1 protein-coding gene is annotated in these 414 nt (G+C 37.0%); it reads left to right on the top strand.

Going from position 1 to position 414, the window contains the following annotated elements; all coding sequences use genetic code 11:
* Positions 1 to 336: hypothetical protein (locus E3E28_RS10945; RefSeq protein ID WP_167915468.1), on the top strand; the 336-nt coding region annotated here is incomplete at its 5' end.
* Positions 337 to 414 lie beyond the last annotated feature (78 nt).

A 414-nucleotide genomic window follows, 5' to 3' on the forward strand; every position in this document is an offset into this window, starting at 1 on the left:
GCAAGACTTGGGGAAGACTACCAAGATATCTTGAAGAAAACCCTTGACTCTATTTTTGAAATGGGCAGGGACGATTCTATAACAAAAGCACTTATGAGTCTTGCCTTTGAATTCCTAAACCTTGATTTGATTGATGATGCACTTAAAATAGCTTCAATGATTAAGGATGTCTCAAGTCGGTCCAAGATTCAGGCAGAAGTTGCCATAGCACTTGCAAAGAAAGGGAAAATTCCAGAGGCTCTTAAGATAATTAATGATATTCTTGATGATGACGTTAAGACTTGGGCTACATCAAGACTCGCTGCAGGGCTCAATCAGAGGAGAGAAGAAGATTAAACATAACTTTGTCAATTTTTTGTTTTTTGGCCATTCTCTTTGACTAAATTTAATTCACAACACTTTTTTTACCCTTCT

It is taken from the genome of Thermococcus sp. 21S9 (assembly GCF_012027635.1).
In the GTDB taxonomy this organism is placed as follows: domain Archaea; phylum Methanobacteriota_B; class Thermococci; order Thermococcales; family Thermococcaceae; genus Thermococcus.